Below are 25,745 nucleotides of genomic sequence, written 5' to 3'. Positions count from 1 at the left end.
TTTTGCCTGACGACCATAGCGAGCGGGAACCACCTGATCCATGCCGAACTCAGTAGTGAAACCGCTTAGCGCCGATGGTAGTGTGGGGTCTCCCCATGCGAGAGTAGGTCATCGTCAGGCATCTATTTCGAACCCCGGCCATTGGTCGGGGTTCACTTATTTAGCGGTCTCCCCATGCGTTTAGGGGTCTCCCCATGGAGAGGCCCGGAGCGCCGGCCCACGGATGGCCGCCCCAATCATCGTCAGGCATCTATCCGAAACCCCAGCCAACAGGCTGGGGTTTTTTTATGGCTGAAGAAAGCGCTCGATTGCGCCGGCTGGGCCTCCCTTACGCCATGCGCCACACGGGGCGTAATGTAGAACAGAGTATGGCGTTCATGGCGCTGATCGTGGCGGTAGCTTGCGAAGTTACGAGGCAGGCGGGATTTCGCTAGAATGTGGCTTTTATTGGCAGGCGTTCCTAGATGAGTATCGGTGACCTGATTCGTTTGCTCGGCGACGGCAATTACCACTCCGGTCAGCAGCTGGGCCAGCACCTGGGTGTGACACGTACCGCAGTCTGGAAGCAGCTCAAGAAGCTGGAAGCGATGGGGCTGCCGCTCGAGGCGGTCAAAGGGCGCGGCTATCGGCTGGTCAACGCACTGGAATCCCTGGATGGGGCGGGTATCGTCTCACAGCTCTCTGCCGGGCCCCGCCATCACCTCAAGCGCCTTTACGTAGAGGACGTGCTGGATTCCACCAATACCTTCCTGCGCGATCGCTTTCGGCACGGTGCGGGGCACGGGGAAGTCTGTCTGGCCGAAAGCCAGACGGCAGGACGAGGGCGACGAGGAAAGGCCTGGAGCACCAGCTGGGGCGGAAGCCTGATCCTCTCTCTGGGTTGGCGGTTCGAGGCGGGCGTGGCTGCGCTCGAGGGGCTGAGCCTCGCGGTCGGCGTGGTGTTAGCCGAGGTCATCGAGGCCATGGGGGGTGAAGTCGCCCTGAAATGGCCTAATGACGTGCTGCTGCTCGTCGACGGCGACTGGCGTAAGCTCGCAGGCATTCTGCTCGAGGTGACGGGAGATGTCGAAGGGCCCTGCGAGGTGGTCATTGGCATTGGCGTGAATGTCTTTCTCGATGAAGCCGCTCGCCAGGCGGCAGGGCAACCTATCGCCGCGCTCTCGGAAGTTGTCGAAGGTGTCTCCCGCAACGCGCTGGCAGCCTCGTTGATCGAATCGTTACTAACGATGCTGCCGTTGTTCGAACAGCATGGTTTCAGCGCCTGGCGGGATCGATGGAACGCCCGACATGCCTATGCCGGGCGATCGATTCGAATCCATCAGGGCAACACCTCCTATGCGGCCAGGGCGAACGACGTGGACGAGAATGGTAATTTGAGAGTGGAGACTGCAAGCGGAGAGCATGCATTGACGGGCGGCGAAATCAGCGTCCGCCCGGCGTAATGGCCAGCCTGACGAGGAGTACACATGGTCAGGCGATGGAGGAAATCTGTTTTTTGGCTTGCATTTGCCGGCCTGCTTTGAAACAATGCGCCCCGCTTTGAGCGCAAGGCCATTGGTCGATAGTTCTGTAAGTTGAGTAAAAACAGAGGCTTGACATCAATGTTTGGCAGTGTAAAATCTGCCGCCGGTATGGAGAGGTTCCCGAGTGGCCAAAGGGAGCAGACTGTAAATCTGCCGCGAAAGCTTCGAAGGTTCGAATCCTTCCCTCTCCACCAGATTTTGATGAAAACCCCGGTTTTCGTGAAGAAGAGTTGTAACGGTCTGCTTCGGCAAGCCGGAGTCAGAGCGGGTAGGCGGGTATAGTTCAATGGTAGAACCTCAGCCTTCCAAGCTGATGGTGTGGGTTCGATTCCCACTACCCGCTCCATCGATGTTGGTGATGTGCAGGCTCATGTAGCTCAGGGGTAGAGCACACCCTTGGTAAGGGTGAGGTCGACGGTTCAATTCCGTCCATGAGCTCCATTTTCAGTCATCGAACTTGATGCGTGGAAAGCGAGCGTCGGCTCGCTTTTTTGGTGGTAAAAGAAAAATGCCGGATGGGATTGCTTTTTCCGGTATCTCTTCGCTATCATAGCGCCCTCCTAATTTCCGGGTGCTTCTCGGATGTGTAGTTGCAGGCCAGTAGCTCAATTGGCAGAGCAGCGGTCTCCAAAACCGCAGGTTGGGGGTTCGATTCCCTCCTGGCCTGCCAGTCTTCCCCAGGCTGGCTTGTATTGCTATCTTGTCTTGTTTGGTTACCGCGCCTTGAGTTGAGGAGTTTTCATGAAGCACAACGCCGAGGTGCAGGAGTCACGCTACGATACCCCCAAGTGGATCGTCGTGGTGTTGCTGCTGGCAGTCGCGATCGGCGGTAACGCTTGGTTCGCGGATCAGGCTCTGCTGTATCGCGTGCTGGGCGTCGTCGTCCTCTGTGGTATCGCCGCCGCCATCGCGTTGACCACGGCAAAAGGGCAGGCGTTGATGGAGCTCGCGCGCGGATCCAAGCGCGAAATTCAGCGCGTCGTCTGGCCGACTCGACAGGAAACCATTCAAACGACGCTGATCGTGTTGGCGGCCGTTCTGGTTGTGGGTCTGTTGCTGTGGCTTATCGATACCGTCCTTGGTTGGGCGATGTCCGGAATCATTGGCTAGGAGTTTTCATGTCCAAGCGTTGGTATGTCGTTCACGCTTATTCCGGCTTTGAAAAGCAGGTGATGCGTTCGCTGCTCGAGCGCGTCAAGCTATACGGTGTCGAAGATCAGTTCGGTGACATCCTGGTTCCGACCGAGGAAGTCGTCGAAATGCGTGACGGCAAGCGTCGCAAGAGCGAGCGCAAGTTCTATCCCGGCTACGTGCTGGTCGAGATGGAAATGAACGAACAGACTTGGCACTTGGTCAAAGAGACCCCGCGCGTGATGGGTTTCATCGGTGGAACGCCGGAGAAGCCAGCTGCGATCACCCAGAAAGAAGCCGATGCGATCCTGCGCCGTGTGCAGGATGGTACCGACAAGCCGCGTCCCAAGACTCTCTTCGAGCCGGGCGAAGCCGTTCGCGTCGTCGACGGTCCGTTCGCCGATTTCAACGGCGTCGTGGAAGAAGTCAATTACGAGAAGAGCCGCTTGCAAGTCAGTGTGCTGATCTTCGGGCGCTCGACGCCGGTCGAGCTCGAGTTTGCCCAGGTGGTCAAGGACTGAGCGTCGTCCAGAATCGAGTCACCGCGACGCCCGAGGGTGTCGCGATGTTAACGTTGGCAATTTGCCAATCAACCGGGGAGCCGCAAGGCGTTCGTACCCGAAGGGAGTAAATCATGGCTAAGAAAGTTCAGGCCTACATCAAGCTGCAGGTCGCAGCTGGTAAGGCCAATCCGAGTCCGCCCGTGGGCCCTGCGCTGGGTCAGCATGGCGTCAATATCATGGAATTCTGCAAGTCGTTCAATGCCGCGACCCAAGAGATCGAGCCGGGCTTGCCGACGCCGGTCGTGATCACGGTTTATAGCGACCGCAGCTTTACCTTTGTTACCAAGACGCCGCCGGCCGCCGTGCTGCTGAAGAAAGCCGCGGGTATCAAATCCGGTTCCGGCGTGCCGAACAAAACCAAGGTCGGCACCGTGACTCGTGAGCAGCTCGAAGATATCGCCAAGGCCAAAGAGCCGGATCTGACGGCTGCCGATCTTGACGCCGCCGTTCGCACCATTGCTGGCAGCGCCCGCAGCATGGGCCTCAACGTGGAGGGCCTCTGATCATGGCAAAACTGACAAAACGCGCTCAGATGATTCGCGAGAAGGTCGAGCTGGGTAAGGTCTACTCGCTGGAAGAAGCCGTCGCGCTGCTATCTGAAGTGTCGACCGTCAAGTTCAAGGAAGCTGTCGAAGTTTCCATCAACTTGGGTGTCGATCCGCGTAAATCCGATCAGGTCGTACGTGGCGCTACCGTGCTGCCGAATGGTACCGGTCGTGACGTCCGCGTCGCCGTATTTGCCCAGGGCGCCGCAGCGGAAGCGGCCAAAGAAGCTGGCGCCGATATCGTGGGTATGGAAGACCTCGCCGACGACGTCAAGAAAGGCAACATGAACTTTGACGTTGTCGTCGCAGCGCCGGACGCCATGCGCGTCGTTGGTCAGCTGGGTCAGATTCTCGGCCCGCGTGGCCTGATGCCGAACCCGAAAGTCGGCACCGTGACGCCCGACGTGGCGACTGCGGTCAAGAACGCCAAGGCGGGCCAGGTCCGTTTCCGTACCGACAAGAACGGCATCATTCATGCCTCTATCGGCAAGGTGGATTTTCCGGCCGAAGCACTCAAGGGCAATCTCGAAGCGCTGGTCAACGACCTCAAGCGCCTCAAGCCGAGTACTTCCAAGGGCATCTATCTCAAGAAAGTGACCCTGTCCAGCACCATGGGCCCGGGTCTGACCGTCGATCACAGCGCTTACGCGTGATCGGTGATCACCAGGCAGTAACTTTGCGGTCCCCGTGCACCGTTGTCACAGCTCCAGGGCTGCTTCGGCGGGGTGGGGCGGGGCACCGTCAAAGACCGCAGGTGTCGGCAGTCGAGCCGGCTTAATCTTCCTGGGGTTCGTCCTCAAGGGATGCCTGCGCAGATGGTGTTGCTCGCCGATTCAGGTGTGCAGCCATCGTCCAAGACTTTCGCCGAAGCAAGGCGGAAGAGATGGTAACCACCGGGTCGCGACATTGTCGCCCCCGGCATGAAGGAGTAACCACTGTGCCACTAGCACTCGAAGGCAAGAAAGCAATTGTTGCCGAGGTCAGTGAAGCCGCTAAGGACGCTCTTTCCGTCGTAGTTGCCGACTCTCGCGGTGTGACCGTTAGCGCAATGACCAACTTGCGCAAACAGGCTCGCGAGAATGGCGTCCAGATTCGTGTTGTCCGCAACACGCTGGCACGTCGCGCGCTGTCAGGGACTTCATGGGAGTGCCTGAACGAGACTTTCTCAGGCCCCACGCTGCTGGCCTTCTCCTACGAACATCCCGGCGCTGCGGCGCGGCTGTTCAAGGAGTTCGGTAAGTCGCAGAAGGAATTTGAAGTCAAGGCGCTGGCTTACGAAGGGGAGATGATCCCGGCTGCTGATATCGACCGTCTGGCGACGTTGCCGACTTACGATGAAGCGATTGCCAAGCTGATGTCCGTCATGAAGGAAGCTTCTGCCGGCAAGCTGGTTCGTACTCTTGCAGCTGTTCGCGATCAAAAGCAGGAAGAAGCCGCCTGATAGGTGACCTGCTCGCGCAGACTGAGTCGACTATTGAATCAACGAGCACTTGGCCGACGCCGGCTGGGGCTCCGCAAAGTTTAGGAATCTGAAACATGGCACTTTCTCAAGAAGACATCATCAACGCTGTTGCCGAAATGTCCGTGATGGAAGTTGCGGAACTGGTTTCTGCAATGGAAGAAAAATTCGGCGTTTCTGCCGCTGCTGCCGTTGTCGCTGGCCCGGGTGGTGGTGATGCGGCTGCTGAAGAAGAGCAGACCGAGTTCTCCGTGGTTCTGACCGCTGCCGGTGACAAGAAAGTCAACGTCATCAAGGTCGTCCGCGAAATCACCGGTCTGGGCCTGAAAGAAGCCAAGGGTGCCGTCGACGGCGCACCGGCGACTATCAAGGAAGGTCTGTCCAAGGACGACGCTGAAGAAGCCAAGAAGAAACTGGAAGAAGCCGGCGCCTCTGTGGAGCTCAAGTAACTCCGTGCTCAAGGCTTCACGCGCTGTGTAAGCGCCACGGCTGGTGGCGGGCATGCCCGCTGCCGGCCTTTTTCTGTTTTTGCTAGCCTGGCGTTAGTACGCCTGATCGAGGGGCTTCCCCAAGATCAGGATTGTAGCCACTAGACGAATTCCGACGGCGAGCTCCCTCATTCGGGAGGCTTGCCGTCAGCGCCTAACGGGGTCAGCCCCGCTAGGGAGCGCCGAACACGCACCGGTCACCCATGGTGAACAAGCTGGGGAATACAGATGGCTTACTCATACACTGAGAAAAAACGCATCCGCAAGGATTTCGGCAAACTGCCTCAAGTAATGGATGTGCCCTACCTGCTGGCCATCCAGCTTGATTCCTATTACGACTTTCTCCAGCAGGACCGGGCGCCGGAAGAGCGTCTCGAGACCGGTCTCAATGCGGCCTTCAAGTCCGTATTCCCGATCGAGAGTTTTTCAGGCAACGCGGCGCTCGAGTATGTCAGTTATCGCTTTGGCACGCCGGGCTTCGACGTCAAGGAGTGCCAGCTTCGCGGGGTGACCTACTCGGCACCGCTGCGCGTCAAGGTGCGCCTGATCATCTACGACAAAGAGTCGTCGAACAAGGCCATCAAGGACATCAAGGAGCAGGAAGTCTACATGGGGGAAATCCCCCTGATGACCGAGAACGGTACCTTCGTCGTCAACGGTACCGAGCGCGTCATCGTCTCCCAGCTTCACCGCTCGCCGGGCGTGTTCTTCGATCACGACAAGGGCAAGAGCCACTCCTCCGGGAAGCTGCTTTATTCCGCGCGGATCATTCCTTACCGCGGCTCCTGGCTGGATTTCGAGTTCGATCCGAAAGACAACGTCTTCGTGCGTATCGACCGTCGCCGCAAGTTGCCGGCCACCGTCTTGATGCGCGCGCTCGGCATGAATGCCGAGCAGATCCTCGAGACCTTCTTCGAAACCAGCACGTTCCACATCGAGACGGATGGCGTCTACGTGGAACTGGTGCCGTCGCGCCTGCGTGGTGAGACCGCGACGTTCGAAATCAAGGACGGCGACGGTAACGTCATCGTCGAAGAAGGTCGTCGTGTTACCCAGAAGCATATTCGCCAGCTGGAAAAAGCCGGGCTCGAGCGTCTTCAGGTGCCGATGGACTATCTGTTCGGCAAGACGCTGGCCAAGGATCAGGTCGACACCAAAACCGGCGAACTGATCTGCGAATGCAACACCGAACTGACGCCGGAACTGCTCGAGAAGCTGGGACAGGGTGGCGTTACGCAGTTGGAAACGCTCTACACCAACGATCTCGATGCCGGCTCGTTCATCTCCGATACGCTGAAGGTGGACACCACGCGCTCCGCACTGGAAGCGCTGGTCGAGATTTATCGCATGATGCGTCCCGGCGAGCCGCCGACCAAGGAAGCGGCCGAGACGCTGTTCCACAACCTGTTCTTCTCCGAAGACCGCTACGACCTGTCGGGCGTCGGTCGAATGAAGTTCAACCGTCGTCTGCGTCGTGAAGGCGATACCGGATCCGGCGTGCTTGCCAACCAGGACATTCTCGATGTCCTTAAAGAGCTGATCAGCATTCGTAACGGCTTCGGTGAAGTCGACGATATCGATCACCTGGGCAACCGCCGCATTCGGTGTGTCGGCGAAATGGCCGAGAACCAGTTCCGCGTCGGCCTGGTGCGCGTCGAGCGTGCGGTTAAGGAGCGTCTCTCCATGGCGGAGAGCGAAGGCCTGATGCCGCAGGATCTGATCAACGCCAAGCCGGTGGCGGCGGCGGTGAAGGAGTTCTTCGGTTCTTCGCAGCTGTCCCAGTTCATGGATCAGAACAACCCGCTCTCCGAGGTCACGCACAAGCGTCGTGTTTCCGCGCTTGGGCCGGGTGGTCTGACCCGCGAGCGTGCCGGCTTCGAAGTGCGCGACGTTCATGCCACGCACTACGGTCGCCTGTGCCCGATCGAGACGCCGGAAGGTCCGAACATCGGTCTGATCAACTCGTTGGCGACCTATTCCAAGACCAACAGCTACGGTTTCCTCGAGACGCCGTACCGTAAGGTCGTGGATCGTCAGCTGACCGACGAGATCGTGCATCTGTCGGCGATCGAAGAGGGCGACTTCATCATCGCCCAGGCTTCGGCGACGGTAGATGAAGGCAATAAGCTGATCGACGATCTCGTCCAGGTCCGTCACAAGGGTGAAACCACCTTCATGGCGCCGGACAAGGTCACGTTGATGGACGTGTCGCCGCGTCAGGTCGTTTCCGTGGCCGCCGCGCTGATTCCGTTCCTCGAGCACGATGACGCCAACCGCGCCCTGATGGGCTCGAACATGCAGCGTCAGGCGGTGCCGACCCTGCGCGCCGACAAGCCGCTGGTGGGTACCGGCATGGAGCGTTTCGTCGCTCGTGATTCCGGTGTCTGCGCCGTGGCCCGTCGTGGTGGCGTGATCGACTCGGTCGATGCCAAGCGTGTCGTTGTGCGTGTCAGCGAAGATGAGATCATCGGCGGTGAAGCCGGGGTCGACATCTACAACCTGACCAAGTACGTGCGCTCGAACCAGAACACCTGTCAGAACCAGCGTCCGATCGTGCGCCCGGGCGACGAGGTCGCGCGTGGCGATATCCTCGCCGACGGCCCGTCCGTCGACATGGGTGACCTCGCGCTGGGCCAGAACATGCGTCTCGCGTTCATGCCGTGGAACGGCTACAACTTCGAGGATTCCATCCTCGTCTCCGAGCGCGTGGTCGAGGACGATCGTTTCACCACGATCCACATCCAGGAACTGACCTGTGTCTCTCGTGACACCAAGCTGGGCGCGGAGGAAATCACCTCCGACATTCCCAACGTGGGCGAGTCGGCGCTGGGCAAGCTGGATGAAGCCGGGGTTGTCTATATCGGTGCCGAAGTCGGCGCCGGCGACATTCTGGTCGGCAAGGTCACGCCCAAGGGCGAGACCCAGCTGACGCCGGAGGAGAAGCTCCTGCGTGCGATCTTCGGTGAGAAGGCGTCCGACGTTAAGGACACCTCGCTGCGTGCGCCGACCGGCATGCGCGGTACCGTCATCGACGTCCAGGTGTTCACCCGCGACGGCGTCGAGAAGGATTCCCGAGCACTGTCCATCGAGCAGCAGCAGCTCGACGAAGTGCGCAAGGACCTTCAGGAGACCTACCGTATCGCCGAAGACGCCACGTTCGAGCGTCTCCAGCGCACGCTGGAAGGCGAAGCTGTCAACGGTGGCCCGACGCTGAAGAAAGGCGACGTGCTGAGCAAGGACTATCTCGATGAGCTGCCGCGTCAGCAGTGGTTCAAGCTGCGCATGCAGAACGAGACCCTCAACGAGCTGCTGGCCCAGGCCGACGAACAGCTGGAAAATCGTCGCAAGGAGATGGACGAGCGTTTCGAAGACAAGAAACGCAAGCTGACCCAGGGCGACGACCTGGCGCCGGGCGTGCTCAAGATCGTCAAGGTCTACCTGGCGGTCAAGCGTCGCATCCAGCCGGGCGACAAGATGGCCGGTCGTCACGGTAACAAGGGTGTCATCTCCGCGATCATGCCGATCGAGGACATGCCGTTCGACGACAACGGTCAGCCGGTCGACGTGGTGCTCAACCCGTTGGGCGTGCCTTCACGCATGAACGTCGGTCAGATTCTCGAGACTCACCTGGGCATGGCGGCTCACGGTCTCGGCGTCAAGATCGACCGGATGTTGCGTGATGCCCGCGAGCAGCAGGTCGGCGAGATCCGCGAGTTCCTCAAGCAGGTCTACAACACTGAGGGTGCGCGTCAGGAAGATATCGACTCTCTGACCGACGACGAGATCATCACCCTGGCCAAAAACCTGCGCGGTGGCGTGCCGATCGCGACGCCGGTGTTCGACGGTGCCAAGGAGCACGAGATCAAGCATCTGCTGAAGCTTGCCGATCTGCCGGAATCCGGTCAGATGACGCTCTACGACGGGCGTACCGGTGAGTCGTTCGATCGTCCGGTGACCGTGGGCTACATGTACATGCTGAAGCTCAACCACCTGGTCGACGACAAGATGCACGCGCGCTCCACCGGTTCCTACTCGCTGGTCACGCAGCAGCCGCTGGGTGGCAAGGCGCAGTTCGGCGGTCAGCGCTTCGGTGAGATGGAAGTGTGGGCACTCGAGGCGTACGGCGCCGCCTACACCCTGCAGGAGATGCTCACCGTGAAATCGGATGACGTCGAAGGTCGTACCAAGATGTACAAGAGCATCGTGGATGGCGACCACACCATGCAGGCCGGTATGCCGGAATCCTTCAATGTGCTGGTGAAGGAAATCCGCTCGCTGGGTATCGATATCGAATTGGAAAGCTAAGACCGGCACAGTCGATCGATAGCGACGGTTTGCGGGGCGAGCGAGTGATTCGCGGCCCCGCTCATGACAACTCCGCAACGGAGCGATCCCATGAAAGATTTGGTGAAAGTCCTCAAGTCACAGGCGCAATCTGACGAGTTCGAGGCGATCAAGATCACGCTTGCCTCGCCGGAAATGATTCGCTCCTGGTCATACGGCGAAGTCAAGAAGCCGGAGACCATCAACTACCGTACGTTCAAGCCTGAACGCGACGGGCTTTTCTGCGCCAAGATCTTCGGGCCGGTCAAGGATTACGAGTGCTTGTGCGGCAAGTACAAGCGCATGAAACATCGCGGCATCATCTGCGAGAAGTGCGGCGTCGAAGTGACCAAGGCCGCGGTTCGCCGCGAGCGCATGGGTCATATCGAGCTGGCCTCGCCGGTCGCCCACATCTGGTTTCTGAAGTCGCTGCCGTCACGCATCGGCATGTTCCTGGACATGACCCTGCGTGACATCGAGCGTGTGCTCTATTTCGAATCGTTCGTCGTGATCGATCCGGGCATGACCACGCTCGAACGCGGCCAACTGCTCAACGACGAGCAGTATTTCGAGGCGCTCGAAGAGTTCGGCGACGATTTCGATGCCCGCATGGGCGCCGAAGCCGTTCAGGCACTGCTCAAGGACATCGATCTGGAAGAGGAGATCGATCGTCTGCGCGAGGAGATTCCGCAGACCAACTCCGAGACCAAGATCAAGAAGCTTTCCAAGCGCCTCAAGCTGCTGGAAGCCTTCTACAAGTCCGGTAACGCGCCGGCGTGGATGGTCATGGAAGTGCTGCCGGTGCTGCCGCCGGATCTGCGTCCGCTGGTCCCGCTGGACGGCGGCCGTTTCGCGACCTCGGATCTCAACGACCTGTATCGTCGCGTGATCAACCGCAACAACCGCCTCAAGCGCCTGCTCGATCTCAATGCGCCGGATATCATCGTGCGTAACGAGAAGCGCATGCTGCAGGAATCGGTCGATGCGCTGCTCGACAACGGCCGTCGCGGTCGTGCCATCACCGGCTCCAACAAGCGTCCGCTGAAGTCGCTGGCCGACATGATCAAGGGCAAGCAGGGGCGTTTCCGTCAGAACCTGCTGGGCAAGCGTGTCGACTACTCAGGCCGTTCCGTCATCACCGTCGGTCCGACCCTGCGTCTGCATCAGTGCGGTCTGCCCAAGAAGATGGCACTCGAGCTGTTCAAGCCGTTCATCTATTCCAAGCTGCAGGGCAGCGGGCAGGCGTCCACGATCAAGGCCGCCAAGAAGATGGTCGAGCGTGAGCTGCCGGAAGTGTGGGACATCCTCGCCGACGTCATCCGCGAGCACCCGGTCCTGCTCAACCGTGCGCCGACGCTGCACCGTCTCGGCATCCAGGCGTTCGAGCCGCTGCTGATCGAAGGCAAGGCGATTCAGCTGCACCCGCTGGTCTGTGCGGCCTACAACGCCGACTTCGACGGTGACCAGATGGCCGTTCACGTGCCGCTGACGCTGGAATCCCAGCTCGAAGCGCGTGCGCTGATGATGTCGACCAACAACGTGCTTTCGCCGGCCAACGGTGAGCCGATCATCGTGCCGTCCCAGGACGTCGTGCTCGGCCTCTATTACATGACCCGCGAGCGCATCAACGCCAAGGGCGAAGGCAAGGTATTTGCCAACCTCAACGAGCTGGATCGTGCTTTCGCGACCCACAACGTCTCGATGCACGCTCGGGTCAGGGTGCGTCTGACCGAGTGGCTGTCTGACGAGAAGGATGGCGAGGTCACCGAACTGACCGAGACCACCTCGATCAAGGACACCACCGTCGGCCGTGCGCTGCTGTTCCGTATCCTGCCGAAGGGGATGCCGTTCGAGCTCGTCGACCGTCCGATGAAGAAGAAGGCGATCTCCGGGCTGATCAACGAGGTCTACCGGCGTACCGGTTTGAAAGACGCGGTCATCTTCGCCGACCAGCTGATGTACACCGGTTTCCGTCTGGCGACGTGGTCCGGCGCCTCCATCGGCGTCAATGACTTCGTCATTCCGGATGCCAAGGCCGAGATCGTCGACGCGGCCGAGGACGAGGTCAAGGAAATCGAAGACCAGTTCTCCTCCGGTCTGGTGACCGCGGGCGAGAAGTACAACAAGGTCATCGATATCTGGTCCAAGGCCAACGACAAGGTCGCCAAGGCGATGATGGCCGTGATCTCGAAAGAGACCGTGACCGATCGCGACGGCAACGAAGTCGAACAGGACTCGTTCAACAGCGTCTTCATCATGGCCGACTCCGGTGCCCGTGGTAGTGCGGCCCAGATTCGTCAGCTGGCTGGTATGCGAGGCCTGATGGCGAAGCCGGACGGCTCGATCATCGAGACGCCGATCACCGCCAACTTCCGTGAAGGTTTGAACGTACTCCAGTACTTCATCTCCACTCACGGGGCGCGTAAGGGTCTGGCGGACACGGCACTCAAGACCGCCAACTCCGGTTACCTGACCCGTCGTCTGGTCGACGTGGCCCAGGATCTGGTGATCACCGAAGAGGATTGCGGCACCGAGAAGGGGCTGACACTGCACCCGGTGATCGAAGGCGGCGACGTCATCGTGTCACTGGCACAGCGTGTACTGGGCCGAGTCGTGGCACAGGACGTCATCGATCCGCAGACCGACGAAGTGCTGATCGCCAAAGGGACGCTGCTCGACGAAGCCTGGTGTCAGGAACTCGACACCATGGGTGTCGACGAGATCATCGTGCGTAGCCCGATCAGCTGTGAAACGTCTCACGGCGTCTGCTCGTCCTGCTACGGCCGCGATCTGGCCCGCGGGCATCAGGTCAACATCGGGGAAGCGGTCGGCGTCATTGCGGCCCAGTCCATCGGTGAGCCGGGTACCCAGCTGACCATGCGTACGTTCCACATCGGTGGTGCGGCCTCGCGTGCTTCGGCGGTCGACAGCGTCCAGGTCAAGCATGGCGGGAGTGTCCGACTGCACAACATCAAGTCGGTCGAACGTGCCGATGGCAAGCTGATCGTGGTGTCTCGCTCGAGCGCCCTGGCCGTCGCCGACGACCACGGCCGCGAGCGCGAGTACTACAAGCTGCCCTACGGTGCCGAGCTGTCGGTCAAGGACGGCGATCACGTCGAAGGCGGTCAGGTGGTGGCGAAGTGGGATCCGCACACCCACCCGGTCGTTGCCGAAGTACAGGGCAAGGCGCAGTTCACGGACATGACCGAAGGTCTGACCATGACGCGCACGGTCGACGAGATGACCGGCCTGTCGAACATCGAAGTGATCGAGGCGGCTGCCCGTCCGGCTTCCGGCCGTGACAAGCGTCCGATGATCATGCTGGTCGGGGAAGACGGCGAGCACGTGACCCTGCCGGGTTCCAACACGCCGGTGCAGTATCTGCTGCCGGGCCGTGCCATCGTCGCGGCGGAGAACGGTACCGAGATCGGTGTGGGTGAGGTCATCGCGCGTATTCCGCTGGAAGCGTCCGGTAACAAGGACATCACCGGTGGTCTGCCGCGTGTCGCCGACCTGTTCGAGGCGCGCAAGCCGAAGGAGCCGTCCATCCTCGCCGAGATCAACGGTACGATCAGCTTCGGCAAGGAAACCAAGGGCAAGCGTCGTCTGACGATCACGCCGAAGGAAGGTGATCCGTTGGAGATGCTGATCCCGAAATGGCGTCAGATCGGGGTGTTCGAAGGCGAGACGGTCGAGAAGGGCGAGGTCATCTCCGATGGCCCGAGCAATCCGCACGATATTCTGCGGCTGCTGGGTGTGGCGGAGCTGGCCAAGTACATCACCGTCGAGATCCAGGATGTCTATCGTCTGCAGGGCGTGAGCATCAACGACAAGCACATCGAAGTCATCGTGCGTCAGATGCTGCGCAAGGTCGAGATCACCGATTCCGGCGATTCCACCTTTATCCCCGGCGATCAGGTCGAACTGGTACGCGTCCTCGAAGAGAACGCGCGTCTCGAGACGACCGAGAAATTCCCGGCCAAGTACGAGCGTCTGCTGTTGGGTATCACCAAGGCATCGTTGGCGACCGAGTCGTTCATCTCCGCGGCATCGTTCCAGGAGACGACGCGGGTGCTGACCGAGGCGGCGGTGACCGGCAAGCGCGATTATCTGCGCGGCCTGAAGGAAAACGTGGTGGTGGGACGTCTGATTCCGGCGGGTACGGGTCTGGCTCATCACGACGAGCGGCGTCGCAAGCGCGAAGAGTCCGGGCGCACGCTGCAGCCGTCGGCATTCGATGTCGAGCAGGAGCTGGGTGCACAGCTCACCGCGCTCGATGCCGATGACGACGATCTCTAGGTCATGACCTCGGACCGCTCGTCCCACGGGGCGAGCGGTCTTGACGGGTCTCATGACAACTGATTAGAATGCGCAGCCTTTATGCAGGGGTAGTGCAACCGGCCGATGCAAAGGCCGTGCGCCAAGATCCGGGCATAAGGCAAGGCAACCCATTGGAGTCAGCTAAACACTATGGCAACGATCAACCAGCTCGTGCGCAAGCCGCGCAAGCGCCCCGTCGCCACCAGCGACGTGCCGGCGCTGCAGGCCTGCCCGCAACGCCGTGGGGTCTGTACCCGCGTCTACACCACTACGCCCAAGAAGCCGAACTCGGCCCTGCGTAAGGTGTGTCGTGTGCGTCTGACCAACGGTTTTGAAGTCAGTTCTTATATCGGCGGTGAAGGCCACAACCTGCAGGAACACTCCGTGGTCCTGATTCGTGGCGGCCGCGTCAAGGATTTGCCGGGTGTGCGTTATCACACCGTCCGCGGCGCCCTCGACACCTCCGGTGTGCAGAATCGTCGGCAGGGCCGTTCCAAATACGGCACCAAGCGTCCCAAGTCCTGATTTCGGACGCTACCACCATCCATCATCGGTCAGATAAGAGTAAGGTCGGCCGCTTTCGCTAACCAGCGATGCGCATGCCGGGTTTACCTGAACGACCCTTAACGAGAGGGCTTATCATGCCAAGAAGAAGAGTTGTCGCTAAGCGCGAGATCCTTCCGGATCCCAAGTTCGGAAGTGAGCGCCTGGCCAAGTTCATGAACCATCTGATGATCAGCGGCAAGAAGTCCGTAGCTGAGCGCATCGTCTATGGTGCGCTGGACAGGGTTGCCGAGCGTAGTAGCGAAGCGCCGCTGGACATCTTTGAAAAGGCGCTGGAAGCCATCCAGCCGATGGTCGAGGTCAAATCTCGCCGCGTTGGCGGCGCGACCTACCAGGTGCCTGTGGAAGTTCGCCCGTCACGCCGTCACGCGCTGGCCATGCGCTGGCTGGCCGATGCGGCCCGTAGCCGCGGCGAAAAGACCATGGCCCAACGTCTTGCTGGCGAAATGCTGGACGCCGCAGAAGGCAAGGGTGCTGCTGTGAAGAAGCGTGAAGACGTGCACCGCATGGCAGATGCCAACAAGGCCTTCTCCCACTACCGCTTCTAAACAACGGGGACTTCCATCGTGGCACGAAAGACACCACTCAAGCGTTATCGCAATATCGGTATCGTTGCCCACGTCGACGCTGGCAAGACTACGACCACCGAGCGTGTTCTGTTCTATACCGGCCTGTCCCACAAGGTGGGTGAGGTTCATGAGGGCGCTGCCGTCATGGACTGGATGGAGCAGGAGCAGGAGCGTGGCATCACGATCACCTCCGCGGCGACGACCTGTTTCTGGCAGGGCATGAGCAAGCAGTTCGACGAGCATCGGATCAACATCATCGATACGCCGGGACACGTCGACTTCACCATCGAAGTCGAGCGTTCGCTGCGCGTGCTGGATGGTGCGGTCGTCGTGCTGTGCGGCTCTTCCGGTGTGCAGCCGCAGACGGAAACCGTCTGGCGTCAGGCCAACAAGTACGAAGTTCCGCGCATGGTGTTCGTCAACAAGATGGACCGTGCCGGCGCCGACTACTTCATGGTCATCGACCAGCTCAAGGACCGCCTGGGTGCCAACGTCGTTCCGATCCAGATCAACTGGGGTGCGGAAGACGAGTTCAAGGGCGTGGTCGACCTCATCAAGATGAAGGCCATCCTCTGGGACGAAGACAACTTCGGCATGAACTACGAGTTGGTCGACATTCCGGCCGACCTGCAGGAAACCGCCGAGAAGTATCGCGAGCAGATGGTCGAAGCCGCGGCTGAAGCCAACGAAGAGCTGATGGACAAGTACCTCGAAGGGGTCGAGCTCTCGGAAGCGGAAATCAAGGCGGGTCTGCGGGCGCGTACCCTGGCCAACGAGATCGTTCTCGTGACCTGTGGTTCGGCGTTCAAGAACAAGGGCGTTCAGGCCGTCCTGGACTGCGTCATCGAGTACCTGCCGTCGCCGACCGAGGTCAAGGCGATCGAAGGTGAGCTGGATGACAAGGACGGTACCGTCGCGACGCGTGAAGCCGACGACAGTGCACCGTTCTCGGCGCTGGCGTTCAAGATCGCGACCGACCCGTTCGTGGGCACCCTGACCTTCATGCGCGTCTACTCGGGCGTGCTGAAGTCCGGCGACAGCATCTTCAACTCCGTGAAGTCGAAGAAAGAGCGTGTCGGCCGTATCGTTCAGATGCACGCCAACTCGCGTGAAGAGATCAAGGAAGTCTACGCCGGCGACATCGCCGCGTGTATCGGCCTGAAAGACGTCACGACTGGCGACACGCTGTGCGACCTGAACGACAAGATCGTTCTCGAGCGCATGGAGTTTCCGGAGCCGGTTATCTCCGTCGCCGTCGAGCCGAAGTCCAAGCCGGACCAGGAAAAGATGGGCGTAGCTCTGGGTAAGCTGGCACAGGAAGATCCGTCTTTCCGTGTCCAGACCGACGAAGAGACCGGTCAGACCATCATCTCGGGCATGGGCGAGTTGCACCTCGATATCCTCGTCGACCGTATGCGTCGCGAGTTCAAGGTCGAGGCCAACATCGGCAAGCCGCAGGTTGCCTACCGTGAAACCATCCGCCAGTCGGTGGAGCAGGAAGGCAAGTTCGTTCGTCAGTCAGGTGGTCGCGGCCAGTACGGTCACGTCTGGTTGCGCATCGAGCCGCTGACGGCCGAAGACAAGGGCGAGGACGAGGAGATGACCTTCAAGTTCGCGTCCGCCATTGTCGGTGGTGCGGTACCGAAAGAGTACGTGCCGGCCGTCGAAAAAGGGGCTTACGAACAGCTCAAGAACGGCGTGATCGCGGGCTACCCGATGATCGACGTCAAAGTGACGCTGTTCGACGGTTCCTATCATGACGTGGACTCCAACGAGACTGCGTTCAAGGTCGCCTCTTCCATGGCGATCAAAGAAGGTGCTCGTAAGGCTAAGGCCGTGTTGCTCGAGCCGGTGATGAAGGTCGAAGTCGTTACCCCTGAGGATTTCATGGGTGATGTGATGGGTGACCTCAACCGCCGTCGTGGCCTTGTGCAGGGCATGGATGACTCCTCTTCTGGCAAGGTCATTCGCGCCACGGTTCCGTTGGCTGAGATGTTCGGTTACGCGACCGATCTGCGTTCTCAGACCCAGGGACGCGCAAGCTACACCATGGAGTTTGCGAATTACGAAGAGGCGCCATCCAGCGTAGTTGATGCCGTCATCAATCAGAACGGTTAACCGTTAGCTAACGTAAAGAGGTTATAGCAGTGGCTAAGGAAAAATTTGAACGCTCCAAACCGCACGTCAACGTCGGCACCATCGGTCACGTCGACCATGGTAAGACGACCCTGACAGCGGCACTGACTCGTGTTTCCGCCGAAGTCTTCGGTGGCGAGTGGCGTCAGTTCGACTCTATCGACAACGCTCCGGAAGAGCGCGAGCGTGGTATCACCATCGCCACCGCTCACGTCGAATATCAGTCCGAAGTTCGCCATTACGCGCACGTCGACTGCCCGGGACACGCTGACTACGTCAAGAACATGATCACCGGTGCTGCCCAGATGGACGGCGCGATCCTGGTCTGTTCCGCTGCCGACGGCCCGATGCCGCAGACTCGCGAGCACATCCTGCTTTCGCGTCAGGTTGGTGTTCCGTACATCGTCGTGTTCCTGAACAAGGCCGACATGGTCGATGACGAAGAGCTGCTCGAGCTGGTCGAGATGGAAGTTCGTGAGCTGCTGGCCGAGTACGACTTCCCGGGCGACGACACGCCGATCATCATCGGTTCTGCACTGATGGCGCTGGAAGGCAAGGATGACAACGGCATGGGTACCACCGCCGTTGCCAACCTGATCAAGTCTCTTGACGAGTACATTCCGGAGCCGGAGCGTGCCATCGATCAGCCGTTCCTGATGCCGATCGAAGACGTGTTCTCCATCTCGGGTCGCGGTACCGTTGTGACCGGTCGTGTCGAGCGCGGCATCGTCAAGACTGGCGACGAAGTCGAAATCGTCGGTATCCATGACACCACCAAGACGATTGTCACCGGCGTCGAAATGTTCCGTAAGCTTCTCGACGAAGGTCGTGCTGGCGAGAACGTGGGTGCGCTGCTGCGTGGTACCAAGCGTGATGACGTCGAGCGTGGTCAGGTTCTGGCCAAGCCGGGCACCATCAAGCCGCATACCAAGTTCGAAGCCGAAGTCTACGTCCTGTCCAAGGAAGAAGGCGGTCGTCACACGCCGTTCTTCAAGGGCTACCGTCCGCAGTTCTACTTCCGTACCACCGACGTTACCGGTACCTGTGAACTGCCGGAAGGCGTCGAGATGGTCATGCCGGGCGACAACGTCCAGATGGTCGTGACGCTGATCGCTCCGATCGCCATGGAAGACGGCCTGCGCTTCGCGATTCGCGAAGGTGGTCGTACCGTCGGCGCCGGCGTGGTAGCCAAGATCATCGAGTAAGCGTTTCGATGATGGTTAAAGAAGGGGCGCTCACGCGCCCCTTTTTCTGTATGGGTTTGACGGTCTTCGATAGAGAGGGTGTTTGACTCTCGATCGGGGCTCTCCTATAATGCGCGTCCTTTGAACGCGTGGGTCGACGGCTCGCGCCGTCAGCATCCAGTGGAGCATAAGGTAAATGCAGAACCAGAAGATTCGCATTCGGCTGAAAGCGTTTGACCATCGGCTGATCGATCAGTCGGCTCAGGAGATCGTGGATACGGCCAAGCGCACTGGCGCTCAGGTGCGTGGCCCGATTCCGTTGCCGACGAATCGCGAGCGTTACACCATCCTGATCTCTCCGCACGTCAACAAGGATGCGCGCGATCAGTATGAGATTCGCACGCACAAGCGCGTTCTCGACATCGTCGAGCCGACGGAAAAGACCGTCGATGCGCTGATGAAGCTCGATCTCGCCGCTGGTGTAGACGTGCAGATTAAACTCGACTGAAACCAACACTAGTCACTAGCGGGCGCTGAGTTCAACAGCACCGCCGCGTCGTGAGACGCCATACAATGTGCTAGTGGAATGCTCTGGAAAGGGCAGCCATAGCGGGTGACAGCCCCGTACACTATAGGAGACTGAACATGACTATCGGTTTAGTCGGTAAAAAGGCGGGCATGACCCGTGTTTTCACCGAAGACGGTGCTTCCGTGCCCGTAACCGTTATCGAGGTTGAGCCCAACCGCATCGCCAGCGTCAAGACCGTCGAGTCTGACGGCTATCGTGCGGTGCAGGTCACGACCGGCTCCCGCAAGGCCAAACACCTCACCAAGGCGATTGCTGGTCAATACGCCAAGGCAGGTATCGAGGCCGGCCGTTCGCTGATGGAGTTCCGTCTGACAGAAGACGATGAGACTCCGGAAGTGGGTGGTTCCTTCACCGTATCCCTCTTTGAAGCTGGTCAGAAAGTCGATGTGACCGGTACGTCCAAGGGCAAGGGCTTTCAGGGCGCCGTCAAGCGCTGGAATTTCCGTACCCAGGACAATACCCACGGCAACTCGCTTTCTCACCGTGCGCCAGGTTCCATCGGTCAGTGCCAGACCCCAGGTCGTGTTTTCAAAGGCAAGAAGATGGCCGGTCAGATGGGTAACGAGCGTGTCACCGTCCAGACGCTGGAAGTGGTGCGCATCGATACCGAGCGCAATCTGCTTTTGATCAAGGGCGCCGTGCCAGGTGCACCCGGCAGTGATGTCGTTGTGCGCAGTGCCGTGAAAGCTCGCTGAGGGGACTGAGACCGATGAATCTGAATCTCGTAGGTGCCGCTGGCACCGTCGAAGTGTCCGAAGCGACCTTCGGCAAAGACTTCAACGAAGCGTTGGTGCACCAGGTCGTTACCGCCTATCTGGCGGCTGGCCGCCAGGGCACCCGTGCTCAGAAGAACCGCTCCGACGTACGTGGCGGCGGCAAGAAGCCGTGGCGCCAGAAAGGCACCGGCCGCGCGCGTGCCGGCACCATCCGTTCGCCGATCTGGCGCAGCGGTGGTGTGACGTTCGCCGCTCGTCCGCAGGATTACACGCAGAAGGTCAACCGCAAGATGTATCGTGCGGCCATGCGTTCGATCCTGTCCGAACTGATCCGTCAGGACCGTCTGGTGCTGGTCGAAGAGTTCGCCGTCGAAGCACCCAGAACCAAAGAGCTGGTCGGTAAGCTCAAGGATCTTGAGCTCGAGAAAGTGCTGATCGTCACCGAAGATATCGACGAGAAGCTCTACCTGGCCGCCCGCAACATCCCCAACGTCGATGTCGTCGATGCTGCGGCCGCCGATCCGGTCAGTCTGATTGCCTTCGACAAGGTGCTGATGACCGTCTCCGCTCTGCGTAAATTCGAGGAGAAGCTGGGATGAACCAGGAACGCGTATACAAGGTTCTGCTCGGACCTCACATGACCGAGAAGGCCGCGCTTGCCGCCGAGAACAATCAGTACGTGTTCCGGGTGGCCCAGGACGCGACCAAGCCTGAGATCAAGAAAGCCGTCGAGGCGCTGTTCGGCAAGAAAGTTGCCGGCGTCCAGGTGCTCAACGTCAAGGGCAAGACCAAACGCACTCGCTTCGGCACTGGTCTGCGCAAGGGTTACCGCAAGGCGTACGTAACCTTGGCTGCGGGCGAAACGCTCGAAGACTTCTCTGGCGCCGAGTAAGGCAGGAGTACGGATCATGGCAGTAGTCAAGACAAAACCCACCTCCGCCGGCCGTCGTCACGTCGTCAAAGTCGTCAACGACGAGCTCTTCAAGGGCCGCGCCTACGGTGCGCTGGTCGAGAAGCAGTCGAAGTCGGGTGGGCGTAACAACAATGGCCGCATCACCACGCGTCACGTGGGCGGTGGTCATCGTCAGCATTATCGTTTGATCGATTTCAAGCGCATCAAGGATGGCATCAAGGCCTCCGTCGAGCGCATCGAATACGATCCGAACCGTAGCGCCAACATCGCGCTGCTGAAGTACATGGACGGCGAGCGTCGTTACATCATCGCGCCCAAGACCGTCAAGGTCGGCGACGTGGTGGAGTCCGGTGTCAACGCCGCCATCAAGCGCGGCAACGCGCTGCCGCTGCGTAACATCCCGGTCGGCTCGACGGTGCACTGCATCGAATTGAAGCCGGGCAAGGGTGCGCAGATTGCTCGTAGCGCCGGTGCCAGCGCTCAGCTGGTCGCCCGTGAAGGCAACTACGCCACGCTGCGTCTTCGCTCCGGCGAGATGCGTCGCGTACTGTCCGAGTGCCGTGCGACATTGGGCGAAGTCGGTAACTCTGAGCACAGCCTGCGTCAATTGGGCAAGGCCGGTGCGAAACGTTGGAGAGGGGTGCGCCCGACTGTTCGCGGTGTCGCAATGAACCCGGTGGATCACCCGCACGGCGGCGGTGAAGGCCGCACCAGCGGTGGTCGTCATCCGGTCAGCCCGTGGGGTATCCCCACCAAGGGCCACAAGACCCGCAAGAACAAGCGTACCGACAAGCTCATCGTTCGTCGCCGCAAGTCCAAGTAACAGACATTAAGAGGTAACGGCTGTGCCACGTTCACTGAAGAAAGGTCCTTTCATTGACCTTCATCTGTTGAAGAAGGTCGACGTCGCAACGGAAAAGAACGATCGCAAACCGATCAAGACCTGGTCGCGTCGTTCGATGATCCTGCCGAATATGGTCGGGCTCACCATTGCGGTACATAACGGTCGCCAGCATGTCCCGGTGCATGTCTCCGAGGAAATGGTCGGCCACAAGTTGGGCGAGTTCGCTGCTACCCGCACTTATCGCGGTCATGCGGCGGACAAGAAAGCCAAACGGTAAGCCAAGAGGAATAAGAGATGGAAGTCGCTGCTAAGTTGCGTGGCGCGAGCTTATCCGCCCAGAAGGCCCGTTTGGTGGCTGACCAGGTGCGCGGTAAGCCGGTCGCCGAAGCGCTCGACGTGCTGACCTTCTCACCGAAGAAGGCCGCCAAGTTGGTCAAGAAGGTGTTGCAGTCCGCGATCGCCAATGCGGAAGAAAACAACGGCATGGACATCGACGAGCTGCGTGTCTCGACCATCTGTGTCGATGAGGGCATGACGCTCAAGCGCATTCAACCGCGCGCCAAAGGCCGTGCGGATCGCATTCTGAAGCGCACCTGCCACATCACCGTCAAGGTAGCCGAGAAGTAGGAGTCGACCAGATGGGTCAGAAAGTCAATCCAGTCGGAATCCGACTGGGCATCGTCAAGGATCACACCTCGGTATGGTATGCCGAGCGTGGTGCCTATGCCGACAAGCTGAACAGCGATCTGGAAGTGCGTCGCTACCTCGAGGAGCGTTTGAAGAACGCTTCCGTGAGCCGCATCACCATCGAGCGTCCGGCCAACAACGCCCGTATTACCATTCACACCGCCCGTCCGGGCATCGTGATTGGCAAGAAGGGTGAGGACGTCGATCGTCTGCGTCAGGAAGTCACCCGCATGATGGGTGTGCCGGTACACGTCAACATCGAAGAAGTCCGCAAGCCGGAACTCGACGCCGCTCTGGTCGCGCAGAACATCGCCGGTCAGCTCGAACGTCGTGTGATGTTCCGTCGCGCCATGAAACGAGCCGTTCAGAACGCCATGCGTCTGGGCGCCGGCGGTTTCAAGGTGCAGCTCTCCGGTCGTCTGGGTGGTGCCGAAATCGCACGTACCGAATGGTATCGCGAAGGTCGCGTGCCGCTTCATACGCTGCGTGCCGATATCGATTACGCCACTTACGAAGCCCACACAACCTACGGCGTCATCGGCGTCAAGGTCTGGGTCTTCAAGGGCGAAATCCTCGGGGGCATCGAAGAGGTGCGTGCCAAGCAGAAGCAACAGGCTCAGGCACCCGCATCGAAGAAGAAAGGTTCCAGGTAAGGGGAGACTGATCGATGTTGCAACCCAAGCGTACAAAGTTTCGCAAGGTGCAGAAAGGTCGTAACCGCGGCCTGGCGCATCGCGGCAGCAAGGTGAGTTTCGGGGACTTCGGTCTCAAGGCCACCGATCGCGGCCGCATCACCGCACGTCAGATCGAGGCGGGTCGTCGTGCCATTACCCGTCACGTCAAACGTGGTGGCAAGATCTGGATCCGTGTATTCCCGGACAAGCCGATTACCAACAAGCCTCTCGAGGTTCGTATGGGTAAAGGTAAGGGTTCCGTCGAGTACTGGGTTGCCCAGATTCAGCCGGGCAGAGTGCTTTACGAAATTGAAGGTGTCTCCGAAGAGCTGGCGCGTGAAGCCTTCTCTCTGGCGGCCCAGAAAATGCCCATCTCCACCACCTTTGTGAAACGGACGGTGATGTGATGAAAGCCAACGAAATGCGTGAAAAGTCAGTCGATGCGCTGCAGGAGCAGCTTTTCGAACTGCTCCGCGAGCAGTTCAACCTGCGCATGCAGAAGGCCACCGGCCAGCTGAGCCAGACGCATCTGCTGAAGCAGGTTCGTCGCGACATCGCTCGCGTCAAGACTGTGCTCAACCAGAAGTCAGGTGACCAATGATGGCTGAAGCAAGCAAAGCACGTACGCTCACCGGCAGGGTGGTGAGCGACAAGATGGAAAAATCGATTGTCGTATTGATCGAGCGCCGTGAGCGCCATCCGATCTACGGCAAGTACATGAAGCGCTCCACCAAGCTGCACGCCCACGACGAGACGAATCAGGCCAAGGCCGGCGATCTGGTATCCATTCAGGAATGCCGTCCGCTGTCCAAGAAGAAGGCCTGGGCGTTGGTCGAGGTGGTCGAGCAGGCCAAGGGCTGAGCCCGACAGGCGCCTTCTGAACCAGTGCAGTCAGATTAGGTTTGGAGAAAACCAATGATTCAGACGCAGACAATGCTGGATGTCGCGGACAACAGCGGCGCGCGCCGGGTGCAGTGCATCAAGGTGCTGGGCGGTTCACACCGCCGTTACGCTCGCGTTGGCGACGTCATTAAAGTGACGGTCAAAGAAGCCATCCCGCGGGGCAAGGTCAAGAAAGGCCAGGTCCTCAAGGCGGTGGTGGTGCGTACGCGCAGCGGTGTCCGTCGTAACGACGGTTCGCTGATCCGCTTCGACGGAAATGCGGCGGTTCTGTTGAACAACACCAACGAACAGCCGATCGGCACCCGTATCTTCGGACCGGTAACTCGTGAACTGCGTAACGAAAAGTTCATGAAGATCATTTCCTTGGCGCCCGAAGTGCTGTAAGGAGCGAGGCGGATATGCACAAGATCAAACGTGACGACGAAGTTATCGTCATCGCCGGCAAGGACAAGGGCAAGCGTGGCACGATCAAGCGCGTCCTCGAAAACGATCGTTATGTCGTTTCGGGCGTGAACATGATCAAGCGCCACACCAAGCCCAATCCTATGGTTGGCAACCCGGGGGGTATCGTCGAGCGTGAGGCTCCGATCCATGCGTCTAACGTGGCGATCTTCAATGCGGAGACCGGCAAAGCGGATCGCGTCGGCTTCCAGCTGCAGGAAGACGGTACCAAGGTACGTATCTACAAGTCGACGCAGAAGCAGATCGACGCCTAACGCGAGTCGGGTAGCAAAATGGCGAACTTGAAAGAACGTTATCAAAACGAAGTCATGGCTCAGCTCAAAGAGCAGTTCAGCTATGCCAACGTTATGCAGGTGCCCCGGATCACCAAAGTGACCCTGAACATGGGCATCGGCGAAGCGACCAGCGACAAAAAGCTGATCGACAATGCTGTCGGCGACCTGGAGAAGCTCTCCGGGCAGAAGCCGGTAGTGACCAAGGCGCGCAAGTCCATCGCAGGCTTCAAAGTCCGCGAAGGCTGGCCGATTGGCGTCAAGGTGACGCTGCGCCGCGAACGGATGTGGGAATTTCTGGACCGGCTGGTCAACATCGCGATTCCTCGCGTACGTGACTTCCGCGGCCTGAACCCGAAATCCTTCGACGGACGTGGCAACTACTCCATGGGCGTACGGGAGCAGATCATCTTTCCGGAGATCGAATATGATAAGATCGACCGGATTCGTGGTCTGGATGTCACCATTACGACCAGCGCCATCACCGACGAAGAAGGTCGTGCGCTGCTCAGCGCGCTGAACTTCCCGTTCAAGCAATAAGGGTGGATTCATGGCAAAGAAAAGCATGATTGAGCGTGAGCTCAAGCGCGCGAAGCTGGTCGACAAATACGCCGCCAAGCGTACCGCGCTGAAAACCGTCATTTATGACGTCAACGCTTCTGACGAAGAGCGCTTCGACGCTCAGCTGAAGCTGCAACAGTTGCCGCGGGACTCCAGTCAGGTCCGTCAGCGCAACCGCTGCCGCATTACTGGTCGTCCGCACGGTTACTACAACAAGTTCGGACTGGCCCGTAACAAGCTGCGCGAAGCTGCGATGCGTGGCGACGTCCCTGGACTGAAGAAGTCCAGCTGGTAAGCCACGTCGAGGAATTCAGGAGCG

Annotated in this window: 28 protein-coding genes, 4 tRNA genes and 1 rRNA gene; all 33 read left to right on the top strand. The window is 59.7% G+C overall.

Going from position 1 to position 25,745, the window contains the following annotated elements:
* Nucleotides 1–5: 5 nt before the first annotated feature.
* The 33 genes from rrf to rpsN all read left to right on the top strand — a co-directional run bounded on the left by rrf (nucleotide 6) and on the right by rpsN (nucleotide 25,721).
* A 5S ribosomal RNA gene (gene rrf, locus ACUN9V_RS17740) occupies nucleotides 6–120 on the top strand.
* Between the two features lie 344 nt (nucleotides 121–464).
* Complete coding sequence (locus ACUN9V_RS17735) at nucleotides 465–1,442, top strand: biotin--[acetyl-CoA-carboxylase] ligase (protein ID WP_445512333.1); 978 nt, start codon at nucleotides 465–467, stop codon at nucleotides 1,440–1,442.
* A 191-nt stretch (nucleotides 1,443–1,633) separates the two neighbouring features.
* A tRNA-Tyr gene (locus ACUN9V_RS17730) sits at nucleotides 1,634–1,717 on the top strand.
* 78 nt (nucleotides 1,718–1,795) lie between these two features.
* Nucleotides 1,796–1,869 (top strand) — tRNA-Gly (locus ACUN9V_RS17725).
* Nucleotides 1,870–1,889: 20 nt separating this feature from the next.
* Nucleotides 1,890–1,964, top strand: a tRNA-Thr gene (locus tag ACUN9V_RS17720).
* A 153-nt stretch (nucleotides 1,965–2,117) separates the two neighbouring features.
* Nucleotides 2,118–2,193: transfer RNA gene (locus ACUN9V_RS17715), tRNA-Trp, on the top strand.
* Between the two features lie 71 nt (nucleotides 2,194–2,264).
* Nucleotides 2,265–2,633 carry a preprotein translocase subunit SecE gene (secE, locus tag ACUN9V_RS17710; protein WP_075563696.1) on the top strand — a complete coding sequence of 123 codons (369 nt, stop codon included), beginning with the start codon at nucleotides 2,265–2,267 and terminating at the stop codon, nucleotides 2,631–2,633.
* Nucleotides 2,634–2,641: 8 nt separating this feature from the next.
* Nucleotides 2,642–3,175, top strand: a complete 534-nt coding sequence (gene nusG, locus ACUN9V_RS17705) for a transcription termination/antitermination protein NusG (protein ID WP_075563695.1) — start codon at nucleotides 2,642–2,644, stop codon at nucleotides 3,173–3,175.
* 113 nt (nucleotides 3,176–3,288) lie between these two features.
* On the top strand, nucleotides 3,289–3,720 hold the full coding sequence (gene rplK / locus ACUN9V_RS17700) for a 50S ribosomal protein L11 (RefSeq protein WP_075563694.1): 432 nt from the start codon (nucleotides 3,289–3,291) through the stop codon (nucleotides 3,718–3,720).
* Nucleotides 3,721–3,722: 2 nt separating this feature from the next.
* Nucleotides 3,723–4,415 (top strand): 50S ribosomal protein L1, encoded by a 693-nt coding sequence (rplA, locus tag ACUN9V_RS17695; protein WP_075563693.1) that lies wholly within the window; start codon nucleotides 3,723–3,725, stop codon nucleotides 4,413–4,415.
* A 284-nt stretch (nucleotides 4,416–4,699) separates the two neighbouring features.
* On the top strand, nucleotides 4,700–5,203 hold the full coding sequence (rplJ, locus tag ACUN9V_RS17690; RefSeq protein ID WP_075563692.1) for a 50S ribosomal protein L10: 504 nt from the start codon (nucleotides 4,700–4,702) through the stop codon (nucleotides 5,201–5,203).
* A gap of 95 nt (nucleotides 5,204–5,298) precedes the next feature.
* Nucleotides 5,299–5,670, top strand: a complete 372-nt coding sequence (gene rplL / locus ACUN9V_RS17685) for a 50S ribosomal protein L7/L12 (RefSeq protein WP_075563691.1) — start codon at nucleotides 5,299–5,301, stop codon at nucleotides 5,668–5,670.
* 267 nt (nucleotides 5,671–5,937) lie between these two features.
* Nucleotides 5,938–10,014: a DNA-directed RNA polymerase subunit beta gene (gene rpoB, locus ACUN9V_RS17680; protein ID WP_110692363.1), complete on the top strand. Its 4,077-nt coding sequence runs from the start codon at nucleotides 5,938–5,940 to the stop codon at nucleotides 10,012–10,014.
* 90 nt (nucleotides 10,015–10,104) lie between these two features.
* Nucleotides 10,105–14,331 carry a DNA-directed RNA polymerase subunit beta' gene (gene rpoC, locus ACUN9V_RS17675; protein WP_075563689.1) on the top strand — a complete coding sequence of 1,409 codons (4,227 nt, stop codon included), beginning with the start codon at nucleotides 10,105–10,107 and terminating at the stop codon, nucleotides 14,329–14,331.
* 171 nt (nucleotides 14,332–14,502) lie between these two features.
* Complete coding sequence (gene rpsL, locus ACUN9V_RS17670; RefSeq protein ID WP_075563688.1) at nucleotides 14,503–14,877, top strand: 30S ribosomal protein S12; 375 nt, start codon at nucleotides 14,503–14,505, stop codon at nucleotides 14,875–14,877.
* Between the two features lie 116 nt (nucleotides 14,878–14,993).
* Nucleotides 14,994–15,464 carry a 30S ribosomal protein S7 gene (gene rpsG / locus ACUN9V_RS17665; RefSeq protein ID WP_075563687.1) on the top strand — a complete coding sequence of 157 codons (471 nt, stop codon included), beginning with the start codon at nucleotides 14,994–14,996 and terminating at the stop codon, nucleotides 15,462–15,464.
* A gap of 18 nt (nucleotides 15,465–15,482) precedes the next feature.
* Nucleotides 15,483–17,603 carry an elongation factor G gene (gene fusA, locus ACUN9V_RS17660; protein WP_075563686.1) on the top strand — a complete coding sequence of 707 codons (2,121 nt, stop codon included), beginning with the start codon at nucleotides 15,483–15,485 and terminating at the stop codon, nucleotides 17,601–17,603.
* A gap of 29 nt (nucleotides 17,604–17,632) precedes the next feature.
* A complete protein-coding gene (gene tuf, locus ACUN9V_RS17655) occupies nucleotides 17,633–18,826 on the top strand; it encodes an elongation factor Tu (RefSeq protein WP_075563685.1) in 1,194 nt (397 codons plus the stop codon).
* 175 nt (nucleotides 18,827–19,001) lie between these two features.
* The gene (gene rpsJ / locus ACUN9V_RS17650; protein WP_035470365.1) at nucleotides 19,002–19,313 is read left to right on the top strand and encodes a 30S ribosomal protein S10; all 312 of its coding nucleotides are present in this window, start codon (nucleotides 19,002–19,004) and stop codon (nucleotides 19,311–19,313) included.
* 137 nt (nucleotides 19,314–19,450) lie between these two features.
* Entirely contained in the window at nucleotides 19,451–20,089 is a 639-nt protein-coding gene (gene rplC / locus ACUN9V_RS17645) for a 50S ribosomal protein L3 (protein WP_075563684.1), read from the top strand.
* A gap of 14 nt (nucleotides 20,090–20,103) precedes the next feature.
* The gene (gene rplD / locus ACUN9V_RS17640; protein ID WP_075563683.1) at nucleotides 20,104–20,709 is read left to right on the top strand and encodes a 50S ribosomal protein L4; all 606 of its coding nucleotides are present in this window, start codon (nucleotides 20,104–20,106) and stop codon (nucleotides 20,707–20,709) included.
* Nucleotides 20,706–21,002 (top strand): 50S ribosomal protein L23, encoded by a 297-nt coding sequence (gene rplW / locus ACUN9V_RS17635; protein ID WP_075563682.1) that lies wholly within the window; start codon nucleotides 20,706–20,708, stop codon nucleotides 21,000–21,002. The genes rplD and rplW overlap by 4 nt, the downstream gene beginning before the upstream one ends.
* 16 nt (nucleotides 21,003–21,018) lie before the next feature.
* Nucleotides 21,019–21,846: a 50S ribosomal protein L2 gene (gene rplB, locus ACUN9V_RS17630; protein ID WP_075563681.1), complete on the top strand. Its 828-nt coding sequence runs from the start codon at nucleotides 21,019–21,021 to the stop codon at nucleotides 21,844–21,846.
* A gap of 22 nt (nucleotides 21,847–21,868) precedes the next feature.
* Complete coding sequence (rpsS, locus tag ACUN9V_RS17625; protein ID WP_075563680.1) at nucleotides 21,869–22,144, top strand: 30S ribosomal protein S19; 276 nt, start codon at nucleotides 21,869–21,871, stop codon at nucleotides 22,142–22,144.
* 17 nt (nucleotides 22,145–22,161) lie between these two features.
* Nucleotides 22,162–22,494 carry a 50S ribosomal protein L22 gene (gene rplV / locus ACUN9V_RS17620; RefSeq protein ID WP_035470378.1) on the top strand — a complete coding sequence of 111 codons (333 nt, stop codon included), beginning with the start codon at nucleotides 22,162–22,164 and terminating at the stop codon, nucleotides 22,492–22,494.
* Between the two features lie 11 nt (nucleotides 22,495–22,505).
* The gene (rpsC, locus tag ACUN9V_RS17615) at nucleotides 22,506–23,207 is read left to right on the top strand and encodes a 30S ribosomal protein S3 (protein WP_075563679.1); all 702 of its coding nucleotides are present in this window, start codon (nucleotides 22,506–22,508) and stop codon (nucleotides 23,205–23,207) included.
* 14 nt (nucleotides 23,208–23,221) lie between these two features.
* A complete protein-coding gene (gene rplP / locus ACUN9V_RS17610) occupies nucleotides 23,222–23,635 on the top strand; it encodes a 50S ribosomal protein L16 (RefSeq protein ID WP_071230712.1) in 414 nt (137 codons plus the stop codon).
* Nucleotides 23,635–23,829 carry a 50S ribosomal protein L29 gene (gene rpmC / locus ACUN9V_RS17605; RefSeq protein WP_075563678.1) on the top strand — a complete coding sequence of 65 codons (195 nt, stop codon included), beginning with the start codon at nucleotides 23,635–23,637 and terminating at the stop codon, nucleotides 23,827–23,829. Before rplP ends, rpmC begins: the two co-directional genes overlap by 1 nt.
* Nucleotides 23,829–24,089, top strand: coding sequence for a 30S ribosomal protein S17 (gene rpsQ / locus ACUN9V_RS17600; protein WP_075563677.1), 261 nt, complete (start codon nucleotides 23,829–23,831; stop codon nucleotides 24,087–24,089). Before rpmC ends, rpsQ begins: the two co-directional genes overlap by 1 nt.
* Nucleotides 24,090–24,143: 54 nt before the next feature.
* Nucleotides 24,144–24,515, top strand: a complete 372-nt coding sequence (rplN, locus tag ACUN9V_RS17595) for a 50S ribosomal protein L14 (protein WP_035470387.1) — start codon at nucleotides 24,144–24,146, stop codon at nucleotides 24,513–24,515.
* 14 nt (nucleotides 24,516–24,529) lie between these two features.
* Nucleotides 24,530–24,847: a 50S ribosomal protein L24 gene (rplX, locus tag ACUN9V_RS17590; RefSeq protein ID WP_075563676.1), complete on the top strand. Its 318-nt coding sequence runs from the start codon at nucleotides 24,530–24,532 to the stop codon at nucleotides 24,845–24,847.
* Between the two features lie 18 nt (nucleotides 24,848–24,865).
* Nucleotides 24,866–25,405, top strand: coding sequence for a 50S ribosomal protein L5 (rplE, locus tag ACUN9V_RS17585; protein WP_075563675.1), 540 nt, complete (start codon nucleotides 24,866–24,868; stop codon nucleotides 25,403–25,405).
* Nucleotides 25,406–25,415: 10 nt separating this feature from the next.
* A complete protein-coding gene (rpsN, locus tag ACUN9V_RS17580; RefSeq protein ID WP_075563674.1) occupies nucleotides 25,416–25,721 on the top strand; it encodes a 30S ribosomal protein S14 in 306 nt (101 codons plus the stop codon).
* Nucleotides 25,722–25,745: the final 24 nt, after the last annotated feature.

The organism is Salinicola sp. V024, assembly GCF_052645315.1.
Note: the sequence above shows the minus strand (reverse complement) of the source record. Positions and strands in the feature narration are given on the sequence as shown.

Excerpts from the sequence above, each read along its gene's own strand:
- rpsG (WP_075563687.1), top strand. The coding sequence starts at position 14,994 with ATGCCAAGAAGAAGAGTTGTCGCTAAGCGCGAGATCCTTCCGGATCCC.
- rplA (WP_075563693.1), top strand. The coding sequence starts at position 3,723 with ATGGCAAAACTGACAAAACGCGCTCAGATGATTCGCGAGAAGGTCGAG.
- rplV (WP_035470378.1), top strand. The coding sequence starts at position 22,162 with ATGGAAGTCGCTGCTAAGTTGCGTGGCGCGAGCTTATCCGCCCAGAAG.
- rpsL (WP_075563688.1), top strand. The coding sequence starts at position 14,503 with ATGGCAACGATCAACCAGCTCGTGCGCAAGCCGCGCAAGCGCCCCGTC.
- rpmC (WP_075563678.1), top strand. The coding sequence starts at position 23,635 with ATGAAAGCCAACGAAATGCGTGAAAAGTCAGTCGATGCGCTGCAGGAG.
- rplE (WP_075563675.1), top strand. The coding sequence starts at position 24,866 with ATGGCGAACTTGAAAGAACGTTATCAAAACGAAGTCATGGCTCAGCTC.
- rplX (WP_075563676.1), top strand. The coding sequence starts at position 24,530 with ATGCACAAGATCAAACGTGACGACGAAGTTATCGTCATCGCCGGCAAG.
- rplD (WP_075563683.1), top strand. The coding sequence starts at position 20,104 with ATGAATCTGAATCTCGTAGGTGCCGCTGGCACCGTCGAAGTGTCCGAA.
- rpsN (WP_075563674.1), top strand. The coding sequence starts at position 25,416 with ATGGCAAAGAAAAGCATGATTGAGCGTGAGCTCAAGCGCGCGAAGCTG.
- rpsJ (WP_035470365.1), top strand. The coding sequence starts at position 19,002 with ATGCAGAACCAGAAGATTCGCATTCGGCTGAAAGCGTTTGACCATCGG.
- rplK (WP_075563694.1), top strand. The coding sequence starts at position 3,289 with ATGGCTAAGAAAGTTCAGGCCTACATCAAGCTGCAGGTCGCAGCTGGT.
- rpsC (WP_075563679.1), top strand. The coding sequence starts at position 22,506 with ATGGGTCAGAAAGTCAATCCAGTCGGAATCCGACTGGGCATCGTCAAG.
- rplN (WP_035470387.1), top strand. The coding sequence starts at position 24,144 with ATGATTCAGACGCAGACAATGCTGGATGTCGCGGACAACAGCGGCGCG.
- rpoC (WP_075563689.1), top strand. The coding sequence starts at position 10,105 with ATGAAAGATTTGGTGAAAGTCCTCAAGTCACAGGCGCAATCTGACGAG.
- rplP (WP_071230712.1), top strand. The coding sequence starts at position 23,222 with ATGTTGCAACCCAAGCGTACAAAGTTTCGCAAGGTGCAGAAAGGTCGT.
- rplL (WP_075563691.1), top strand. The coding sequence starts at position 5,299 with ATGGCACTTTCTCAAGAAGACATCATCAACGCTGTTGCCGAAATGTCC.
- rplW (WP_075563682.1), top strand. The coding sequence starts at position 20,706 with ATGAACCAGGAACGCGTATACAAGGTTCTGCTCGGACCTCACATGACC.
- rpsQ (WP_075563677.1), top strand. The coding sequence starts at position 23,829 with ATGGCTGAAGCAAGCAAAGCACGTACGCTCACCGGCAGGGTGGTGAGC.
- rplB (WP_075563681.1), top strand. The coding sequence starts at position 21,019 with ATGGCAGTAGTCAAGACAAAACCCACCTCCGCCGGCCGTCGTCACGTC.
- rpoB (WP_110692363.1), top strand. The coding sequence starts at position 5,938 with ATGGCTTACTCATACACTGAGAAAAAACGCATCCGCAAGGATTTCGGC.
- secE (WP_075563696.1), top strand. The coding sequence starts at position 2,265 with ATGAAGCACAACGCCGAGGTGCAGGAGTCACGCTACGATACCCCCAAG.
- ACUN9V_RS17735 (WP_445512333.1), top strand. The coding sequence starts at position 465 with ATGAGTATCGGTGACCTGATTCGTTTGCTCGGCGACGGCAATTACCAC.
- nusG (WP_075563695.1), top strand. The coding sequence starts at position 2,642 with ATGTCCAAGCGTTGGTATGTCGTTCACGCTTATTCCGGCTTTGAAAAG.
- rplC (WP_075563684.1), top strand. The coding sequence starts at position 19,451 with ATGACTATCGGTTTAGTCGGTAAAAAGGCGGGCATGACCCGTGTTTTC.